This window comes from Streptomyces xiaopingdaonensis, from assembly GCF_000262345.1.
Classification (GTDB): domain Bacteria; phylum Actinomycetota; class Actinomycetes; order Streptomycetales; family Streptomycetaceae; genus Streptomyces; species Streptomyces xiaopingdaonensis.
Window position 1 is genome coordinate 1 of sequence record NZ_AJTQ01000170.1, and the last position, 10594, is coordinate 10594.

The 10594-nt window shown below is 74.4% G+C and carries 1 pseudogene; it reads right to left on the reverse strand.

From position 1 onward, the window contains the following. A pseudogene (locus tag UWG_RS30055) lies at positions 1 to 10505 on the reverse strand (hypothetical protein); the annotation flags it as partial. Positions 10506 to 10594 lie beyond the last annotated feature (89 nt).

A 10594-nucleotide genomic window follows, 5' to 3' on the forward strand; every position in this document is an offset into this window, starting at 1 on the left:
ACGGTGCCGTCAGGGCCGCGCAGTGTCCCGTCCCGTTCCAGCGTGTACCGGGACGTCTCGTCCGTGCTCGTCGCCGCCCACGGCCACCTGGTGTGGCTCGGGTGCCGCCCTTCGGACGGCGCCGTCGTCTCGCTCGACGTCTCCGGCGGAGCCCAGGGACGCGCCCCCTCGGGCAGGGCCACCTGGAAGAAGCCGTCCACCAGGAACAGCGTCGGTTCCGGGCCCGCCGCACCGAACTCCGTCGCCGGGTCCATCCCCGCGGGCAGGAACCGGTGCGCCCGGCCGTCCTCGGTGACCACCGTCAGCGGTGTGCCCAACTCGCGTGCCGCGAGCACCGGCAGGACATCCGCCGCCCAGTGGTCCCAGGTCTGCGCGTCCGCCTCGTCGAAGTCCCTGGACAGGGCGGCGGTCGCCAGCCGCAACCGCTCCTCGTCCGTCAGCCACCGCTGTTCCGGCACCGTGCCCACCGCCCGGAACTCGGCGGCGTGCGCCCCTTCCAGTCGGACGCCTGCCGCGTCCAACTCCGCCTGGGTGAAGGCGTCCGCGCGCCCCGGCGCGAGCGCCAGCAGCACGTCCCGGTTCGACGGGTCCGCCAGCGCCGACACCAGGCGGGCACGCACGGTCTCCACGTCCGCAGGGGAGCCCCACCAGCTCGTCGCGAACCTCGACCAGAAGCCGGTGGACACCAACGGGGCACGCGGCAGGTGGTACTTCGCCGCCGCCGTCAACGCGTGGAAGAACGACGCCCCACCGTGCGTCACGGGGTGGGCCACCAGGTTCGGCCGGGGGTTCGCGCCTGCCGCCGGCGACTGAGCCGGGGTCAGCCTGCGCTCGGTCCCCGACCCGCCGGAGACCCGGTACTCCGCCGGCGGACGCTCGCGCCACGCGGGGGGCTCGTACGCAGGCACCGGTGGGCGCGAGGGCGAACCGCCCTTCGCCGTCGCGGGGTTGGTGTAGTGCGACTCCGTCAGTCGGCTCGCCGCCGCGTGCAGCCGCTGCCGCTGCTGCGCCGCGGCCTCCGTACGCCCTGCCCACAGCTCGGTGTCCGCGCGGGCCTGCCGCCACTCACGCACCCGTTCCAGCGCCTCGTCGGTGTGTGCGGAGGTGGCGGTCGTGGTGCCCGAGTCGTCGCGTGCGAGGTCCTGTTGGGCGCTGTCCATCGCCGTCCACGCCGCGCGCGACCGGGCCCGCGCGTCGTAGTACTGCGACTCGGCCGCCACCAAGTCGGCCTGCGCCGCCGCCACCCCGTCCCAGGCGCCGCGCACCGCGGCCGGGAACGACGCCTCGTCCAACAGCCCCAGGTCCGCGGCGAGATCCTGCCGGACCCACACCAGCGCCGTGGTCTCCGCTTCCACCGCACGCGGGCCACGCGGCACGTGACCGAACGTCCGCGCAAGGGAGCTGTCCCCGATCCGACGGTGCGCCTCGACCACGGCCAACCACCGCACCGGCAGCGCGAACAGCATCGCCCGGCCGGTGCCCACCTTGGGGTTGCTCGAACCGGCGAGCTCGGCGCCGCTCTTGAGCGCCTCGCCCGCGACCGTGCTCGAAAGCGGCGCGGAGACGCCGGGGCTGATGACTCCGGCTTCGTCGGTGCCGGCCATCGGCGCCGGGCCGAACGTCGACTCGGTGCTCTGCTGCGCTGCCGCGGTCTGTGCGGTATCCGTCCCGCTGCCCGCCTTCCCCTCCATGGATGGTGCGTGCTCGACGGCGAGCAGGCGCGCGCCCTGCTTGCCGAGCTTCGCGTACAGCGCCGCGTCCGCCGTGTGCGACTGGCCGAAGAGCGACGCCGAGGAGAGCTGCGGCAACCGCCGCCCGCTCGGCCCGAGAGCCCCGCGCAACGAGGAGTTGAGTCCCGTCTGCCCCGTCGCCTCCTGCATCGCCTGCGCCGGCGCCGTCCCCAACCCCGTCAGCGGCGTCTCGCGCGCCCGCCGTACCGCGTCCGCCAGCGCGGCCGGGCCCAGCGGGCCGCCCAACCCGCCGTCGCCGAGCCCCTCCGCGAGGCCGGTCGCGAGCGTCATCGCGTCGCCGACGTTCTGCGAGCCGAGCATGTCGACGGCGACGAACCCGGTGCCGATGACGTCGTCGAGCGAGAGGTCGTTCCCCTCGGAGCGCCACGCCTCGATACCCTCCGGGGTGGCGTCCCGCGCGGCCAGCGGATGCGCACCGCGCCGTGGAGCCTTCAGCTCCGCCTCGCCCAGCGCCGGGTGCGCGGCGTCGCCCTGCGGGAGCAGCACGCCCGTCGGCAGCAGTTCGCGGAGCTGTCCGACCGGGCCGCTCACCTCGGCGTCCCGACCGTCCTGACCGAGCAGCGAGTTGCCGAGGTGGTCGGTGACCGTGACGCTGAGCTCGTACTCGGTGACCAGCTGGGTGTGGGACTGGGTGGTGGACATGCCCGGGGTGGACGCCGTCGCGTCGGAACGCGTGCTGCTGGACTGTTCCTGTTGCGCAGCGGCGCCCTGGAGCGAGGGGCCGGCGGCGAGCAGCCCCGTCGTGCCCCGATCGACCGCCGCGGCGGGGCTGACGCCGAGCGAGGCGTCGGTGCCGCTGCCGTAGCTGCGGCTGTGGCTCGCGCCCTGTCCGAGGGTGCGGTCGTCCTCGATCTCGAAGCCGTTCCGCAGCCGCTCGACCCGCTTGGTGACGGGGGTGAGGTGGAACCGCACCTCGGCCGGTCTGCCGTCGGTCAGCCGGCGCGGGTCCGCGCCGTGTGCGTAGCGTATCGGCAACCCGACGCCGTCCGCGGTGAGTTGGGCGTGCTGGCCGAGCAGCATGTCCGGGGAGAGCATGTGCTGCACCTGCGCACGGTCCTCGGCGGACACTCCGAGACGTTGCAGCCGTGGCAGCAGGTTGCCGGCGATCTCCCGTGCGTCGAGCTGCCCGGAGGGGTGGCCGAGGAAGCCGCGCTGCCGCAGGTAGGACGGAAGCCGGTAGCCGTCGGCGAGCATCCGCGGGGTGGCGGTGCCCATGCCGTCCTCGGCGAGGCCCAGTTCGATGGCGTCCTGCATCGGCAGGTGCAGCAACAGCGCGTCCTGGACGGTGTGCCGACGTCCCGCCGCCCGCCGCGGACTCGGCACCAGGTTCCCGGCCTGCGAGGACAGCCGGGCGACGGCCCGCTGTACCGCTGCCACCGAGCCGGTGCCGAAGAGCCCGGCGAACGCGCTCCACCGGTCCCGCACCGCGAGGTGCTCGGTGAGGTCCGCCAGCAGCGCGTACTGCCGGCCGGCGTAACTGAGCGTCGTACTGCGGCCGTTGCTGAGCGAGCGGGAGGCGGAGCTGCCCTTCCCCCAGCCGTGCTGCAGCCCGGCGGCGTAGCTGCCGTGCACCGGCTCGTGGCCGTCGATCTGCTGCAGGAGCAGGGAGTTCTGCATCCCGACGGTGGTACGCGAGGAGGTGGAGACGCTGCCGGAGAGGGTGCTGTCCGAGCCGAGGGTCGCCTCGAAGCTTCCCTTGGCGGGCCGTCCGAGCACCCGCGGCCGGTGCAACAGGCCCCGCACGGCGGCCTGGAACCGGTGGTTCTGCAACGGCCCCGACGCGTTCAGCCCCGTGCTCCGGAAACCGAACGCGCCGAGTAGCTGCCCGATGTGGCCGACGGTCGCGAGGTTCTCCATCGCCCGGTGCAGCGCCTCGTACGCCGGCGCACCGGGGGTGGTCACGTGCCAGGAATCGCCCGACGCCTCGCGCGCCGCCTCCTCGACCGCCCGCAGCCGCTGCTGCGCGCCCTCCATGCCCTGGAGCACGAACGGGTGGGAGAGCAACTCCCGTGTCCACTCCGCGGGGGCGTCCTTCGGTGCCGGCAACTCGCTGCTGCCGTCGATGAGTTGCTCCGCCTCTGCGGAGCTGAGGGGCGCCGGCGGGGTGGGGGTGGGCGTCGTGGGCGCCGGCGTCGTGGGGGCGGACGTCGTGGGCGCGGACGTCGTGAGAGCGGACGACGCGGGCGCGGGGGTGGGGCTGTGCGCGGCGGGAGCGCCGAGCTCCACCCTTCCGATCGTGGCGGGCCGACCGTCGAAGAGCGGTTGTTCCGCGCTGCGCCGGACGAAGGCGCCGGTGCCGAGCAGGCCGAGGGTGGCCAGGCGGGGCAGGGCCCGCGGGCGGCGGTAGTTCTCGATCGTGGCGTGCAGCTCGATGCGGTAGGAGTACCGGTGCACGCCGGTCTGCGCCGTCAGGTGATCGGTGGAGACGGTGGTCTGGGCGTTCGTACTGTGCTGCTTCGACCAGACGTGCCGAATCCCCGGGGTCAGCCATCCGATGCGCTTGGCCCACCCGGTCTCGGGAGCCGTCTCGTGGTCCCGCGGAGAGAGCCCGAGCTGCACGCCGACCGTCTGCGCGCTCGAAGCCTGCTCGCCGCCGCCGACTTGCTGGCCGGAAGCCGTCCCGGAGCGCAGCCCGCGCTCGCTCGACGAGCCCTCGTACTGGCGGTCCCGCAGGTCGGCGCGGAGGCGGACCGTGTGCTGGGTGCGCTGGAACGCGCCCTGTTCGGTGACGGTGACCGGCACCCCCGAGGTGGCGAGCCGCTCCAGCGCCTGCTTCAACGACGGCCAGTTCAGCGCCTCCCGCACCTGCCGTTCGTTCTGCAGCGCGGTCCGGCTGTACTCCCCGCCGCGCACCAAACGGTTCAGCCGCGGGTGGCGCGCCGCCAACTCCCCGAAGAAACGGCGCTGCCAGCGGGGTCGGAAGAGTCCGGGGTAGGACTCGGCGAGCGCGTCGAGCACGGTGTCGGCGAGTTGCTCGACGGAAGGGCTCGCCGGGCGCGAAGCCGTCGAGGCCGACTCCGGGGTGAACCCTTCCACCCGAACCTGTCCGAGGTGCGTCGGGTGGTCCTTGCGGAGGTAGGGCGGTGCCTCGGGGGCGGCCTGCGGACGGATGCCCTCGGGCGCCGAGTCGGAGTGCGCCGGCGGAGCCGTGTCCCAACCGGCCAGCCGCCGCGCCTCGGTCGCCGGCATCCAGTCGAGGGTGGTGACGCGGATCGGACGCGCCGCGTCGGCCGGCTCGCCCGGTGTGCGCAGGTAGAGCGTGCGGTCCACCTGGTAGAGCGCGGTCGGCGTCCCCTTGGTCACGCCCGTCGTCTTGCGCGCGGCCGAGCCGCCGACGAGCAGCGTACGCCCGGTGGCGAGGTCGACGCCGGCCAACGGGCCGCCCTGGATACGCAGGTCGACGGGGCCCAGCAGGAGCGTCTGCTGGGGGCCGGCGGAAAACTGCACGCCCACCGACGTACCGGTGCTGTGGCTGCGGTCGTTCTGCTGCACGAACTTCCCGGTGTCCCGCAGTTCGATCGTGGTCGCCTCGGTCACCAGCCGCGCCGTGTGGGATTCGACCCGGTCGACCACGAGGTGCCCGAGCGGACGCCGCCGCGCGCCCCGGGTGAGCTCCGGGCCCGCCTGCTCGCCGGGGAACTGGGGGAAGAGGCTCAGCAGTCGGGAGGGGCGGAGCCAGGAGACCAGAGCGCGGTGGGCCGAACTGCCGGGCCGCGCACCGAACATGTCGAGCGCCGGTGTCTGCGGGGCGTCCGTGAAGTGCAGCGCCGTGGTGTCCGTGACGCGGGGCCGCGCCCCGGAGGGCAGGGCGAACTCGGTGGGCACGCTGGGGGGTGCGGTGCGCTGTTCGGTGAGCGCGTCCGGCAGCCGCCAGGTCAGCCCGTTCCGTACGTCGAACCGGTCCTGCCGCAGCGGGGTGCGACGCCAGCCCTGGGGAGTCTGCCGTGCGTCGGTCCTGCCGTCCTGGGTCGTGCGGTTTCCGGTGCTGCCGGTGGGCGCGTCGGAGGAACCGGCGGGCGCGGGGGCGGAGTTGGTCGGCGTCGCGGCGGAGTTGACGGGCCCCGGCCGGCTGGAGGACTTGTCCAGGGCGACCTCGTCGACGTCCACCTGGTAGGAGACGTCGTCGAGGTGGAGGTGGGAGCCGGCCCTGGAGCGCCACTCGGTCTCGCTCGACTGCTGGGTGCCGGTGTTGTAGTCGGTGCGGCGGGTGCGGCCGAAGGTGCCGCCGACCCTCACCATCCAGTTCAGCGGCGGGCCGAGGCTCACGGCGCCGGCGAGGCGCCGGGCGCGGCTCACCGACTGCGGGACCCCCGTCGTCCGCGTCCCGCGGTGCGCGCCCTCCATCGTGAAGGGGAGGCCCTCGGGGTCGGCGAACCGCTCCCAGCGATGCCGCGGCCGCGCGCGCACCGTCGTCTCGAAGCCCCGGCCGGACTTCTCGCGGGAGACGAACCGCGCCCCGTGCGCAGCCGTGAAGGCCTCCGGCTCCTCGCGCAGCATCCGACGCAGTTCCGTGTGGTCGAACGTCCGCCGCACGCGCTCCGGCAGCCCCGCGAGGATTCGCTCCGCCACCCGGTCGCTGTCCCGCAGCGTCTGTACACCGAGCCCCGGCATCAGGCCGCCGGAGCGGTCGCCGGTGCCGTCCGCGGGGTTGAGGAACTCCGGGTGCAACCGGCTGCCGTCGGCGAAGGTCACCGACTCGGGAGGCGCGATCGTGGGTGTCCCGTCCGTCGCGGGGAGGATGCGCGGCGGCCGGTTGCGGTCCAACTGCGTCTCGACGGGCGCGGGTTGGGGCTTCGGCTGCTCCTGCCGCGCGCCGTCCGGTGCGTTGTCGATCGGTGCCGGCGTGCGGGTGGAGCCGAGGAGCCCGGAGGTCCAGTCCCGCAACTGCTGCCAGACGCCGGACGGTCGGGCGTGCGGCGCCGGCAGGGAGAGCGACGGGAGCGAGACGGAGGGCAGGGCGAGCGAGGGGAGGTTGACCTCGGGCAGGGCGACCCGGGGCATCCACGCGAACGCCTTCCCGAGGCCGCCCGGGCCGGCGGCATCGGCCGGATTCCCCAGGCTCCCGAGAGCTCCCCAACGGGAGACGACCGCGGGCGTGTTGGCCGGCGCACTGAGGACCTTCCCCGTCGGGTCCTTCGGGCCGACGGTCGACGGGTCCGGAGCCTTGGACAGTGTCGTCGCCCCCGGGACGGGAGCGGGGGCCGGAGACGGCTCCAGGGCTTCGTAGTGGTTCCGGTCGTTGTACGCGACGAAGAGCGGCACGCCGTCGGCGTCCGGGTTCACCCGTTGCGTGTGCAGAGGCGAGACCACCCGGAGGTCGACTCCCCTGGTGGCGGCGAGGACTTCGGGGATCAGGTCGCCGAACGGCGAGTTCCACATCTGGGTACGCCACGCCGTCTGGGCGAGCGTCTCCACCAGGCCCACCGTGCGCGCCTGCGCCGGGGTCGGGGCGAAGTCCAGCAACTCGCCGTAGGTGCTGCCGCGAAGGAGGTCCCGCCAGGCACCCGGGTCGCCCGCACGCACCCGTTCCCGGACGGCGGCCGACGGTCCCAGGTCGGCGAGGACGATCTCCACGGGGTCCGTCCGCTCCAGGAAGAAGCCCGCCGCCTGCTCGGGGTTGTTCCGGAGGTGGTCGCGCAGCTCCCGGCGGAGGCCCTGCACGTCCAGCCCGTCGAACCCGGGGACCCCCTGCGCCGCCGCGCTCTCCAGCACGGACCGGAAGAAGCAGTCCCCGTCGCCCACGACCTCCCGGACGTCGAGGGGGTAGCCCGGCGTCTCGAAGCCCACCTTCGGGTCGTGCTCCGTGCCCGTGTTCCGGGTGCCGACCGGTGCACCCGGCGGGGCGGTGGGGGCCGGGGTGGCCGCGGGGACGGTCGCCGTGGCCTCGGGCGACGCGCCGGGCCGGGGGCGTGCGGGCGGGCTGAACAGAACATCCGTCGGCTCGTCGGCGGGCACGTTCGAGGTGTTGCCCGCGGGCTCGCCGCCGGTGGACGTCGCCGTCGGGAGGAGACCCGGTGCCGCGGTGGGGCCGGCCCGTACCGCGCCGGGCACGGGTGGATGCGGCTGCGCGGTCAGGGTTTCCTCGGCCCGGTCGAAGAGGGCGCGGAAGCCGGCGTACGTCTCGTTCTCCGCGGCGGTCGCGGTGGTCGGGTTCGCCGGACCGGGGCTCACCGCCGTCGGGTCGGCGCCGTACACCCTCTCCAACAGCGGCAGCATGTCCCGCTCGTGGCCACGCACCCAGTCCGCGGTGTTCTCCCTGGGCTGCCCCGTGAACGGGTCGGTGCCCTCGTTCGTCCCCAGGTACGCGTTGCTCAACTGCGCGAAGTACTCCTCCTCGCTGCGCGCGGCGTAGCTGGACTCCGTATTGATGCCCGAAGGGTCGTGCACCGGGCCGTCGGGGCCCGTCCCCCGCTCGAGCATGGCGCGGTAGCCCTCCGCGACGAGCGCCCGGTCCGCGGCGCTGAGGCCGTAGTGGTACAGCGCGTGGGCGAACTCGTGCGTGATGGTGGAGTATCCGTCGTGGTAGGTGGCCGCGCCCGGCACCTCGGTCGTCTCGCCGAGCAGGTTCTCCTCGCCGGCGAGGACCCGCCCGGAGGAGTGCCAGCCACGTTCCGCGGCGAACCAGCGCCCGTTCTGACGCGCGCCGTCGAACGAGCGGAACGGTCCCAGCTCGGTGCCGGGCACGTCCCGGGGCGCCACGAAGATCCGGACGCCCTGGTGCAGCAGGCGTGCGGTCGCCTCCGGGTCGTTGAGCATCGGGAACAGCCGCTGCTCTGCCTCCTGCCGCGCGGAGACCGGCTGGTGCACCTCCGGCGGTACGTGCACCATCAGTTGGGCCGCGGTCCGGGCGAACTCCGCGGCGGAGAGTCCGTCGCGCAACGCGTCCACCACGGCCGGGTCCGCGGCGACGGCGTTGCGGTCGGCGTCGGAGAGCCAGCCCAGCTCCGACCGCCGTTGGTCCGGCGTCAACACGGGCAACCGGTGTGCCAGCTCGCGTACGGCCTCCGGGGATATCGTCGACCGCTCCGACGCCGAGAGGTCGGAGACGGTGGTCTCGTGCGGGGAGGGCACGGCGGACCGCGGCTCGGGGACGGTCGAGGGGGGTGGTGCCCCCGTGGTCGGCGGGAAGTTCGTCGGCTCCGGCACCAGCGGCTCGCCCACCGGGGGGAGGCCGTGCAGCTCCCGTGCCTCGTTGTAGAGCTGGACGGAGAGGTCGGAGAGCGTGTCGAACTCGGTCGCCACCGTCTGCGCGTCGGAATAGCGGGTGGCGTAGTGCCGCGCCTCCATCCGGACCACCGGGGGATCGATCCGGGGCTGCTCGCCGTCCCGGTTGTCGTCCAGCGCCCCGAACTCGGTACGGATCGTCAACGCCTCGTACTGCCCCACCCGGTGCTCCGGCGAGGCGTGCAGCAGGTTGTCGAGGTAGTGGCCGATCCGCACGGGGGCGGCGGCGCCCTTCAACGGCCGCTCCAGCACCTCCCCGCGCTGCTGCACGGACTCGGGAAGGGTCGCGACGAAGGTGTCGGCGAGCCATGCCGACTCGGCCTCCAGGAAAGCGCGCGGCGCCGGCCCCAACGCCGCGCGTATCGCCCCGAGGGAGTCCCGGGACGCCACCGCGGTCAGCTCCTTGAGGTGCTTGCTCCGACCGTCGGCGGCCGCCGCGACCTGCGTGTACCCGAGGGCGAGCGCGCCCTGCAACTCGGCCGCGTCCCAGGGACGTTGCTGACCGGCCCACTCGGGCGAGCGCGCCAGCCACGCGCGGAACCGCTCGGCGCCCTGCTCCGCGTACCGCAGGCCGTCCCGCGCGTGGCCGGCGGCATGTTGGAGCTGCGGCAGCTCCTGCCGCATGTGCTCCACCACGTGCTGGATGAAGGCGGGGGCGCCGGCGAGCGGAGCGGTACCGGTGTGGTGCACCAGCACCGTGCCCGTGCCCGGCGGGTTGGAGCGGACGGCCAGGTCCGCGGCGAGCGGGTCGACCTCGTATCCGGCCTCGGCCGGGAAGAGTTGCCCGAGGGAGATGCCCTGGCGGGCACCGCGCAACCGCGCCAACACGTCGTGGAAGGCGTCCAGCACGTCGCCGTGCTCGGCACGGCCGTCCTGCGCGGCCCCCGAGAGGCTGCGCGCGGGCGCGGTGACCACCTCCAGGATCGGCACGTCGCCCACGTGGTCGAGGGTGAGGTGCAGAAGGCCGGGCCGCGTCACCACGACGTCGTACGCGGAGTCGTCCTCGCCCGGGGGGATTTGGAGGCGGAACTCGTGCAGCTCCGCCTCGAATCCGCTGGCCGGTCCGAACCCGCCCACCCGGACGGACCGCCCGCCGCCGCGCCTCCCGGCGGGCCCGCTCGACGTCTCCCCCGCGGCTTCCGGGACGGGCGGCCCCGGCCGTCGGGAGGACTCCAGCTCGCGCAGCCGATCGTGGACGGCGCGCTCGAGCTGCGCCACCGCGTCCCATCGGCTGCTGCTCGGCGTCTTCTGCGCCTTCCACGTCTCCACCGCCCGCAGCACCTGTTGGAGCTCCTCCGCCCGGGGTTGCGGCGAGACCCGCTGGACGGCGACGTCGATGGCGCGGATGGCGGCGGAGCGCTGCTGGAAGGAGACCTGCGAGGATTCGGACCAGTCCGTGACGAAGCGCGGCGCAGGCCGGCCGCCCGGCCCGCCCGCCCGGGAAGTGGCGGGAGCGGGCGGCGCCAACTCCGCCGTCGACGACGGGTCTTGGTGCGGTCCCTGCGTCGGGTTGGGACGGCGGATCGGCACTGCGAATCCGTCGTCGCTCTCCGAGTCCGAGACAGGCTCGATGTCTCGTGGTTCCTGCGTCGGGTCGGGACGGCGGATCGGCATCGCGA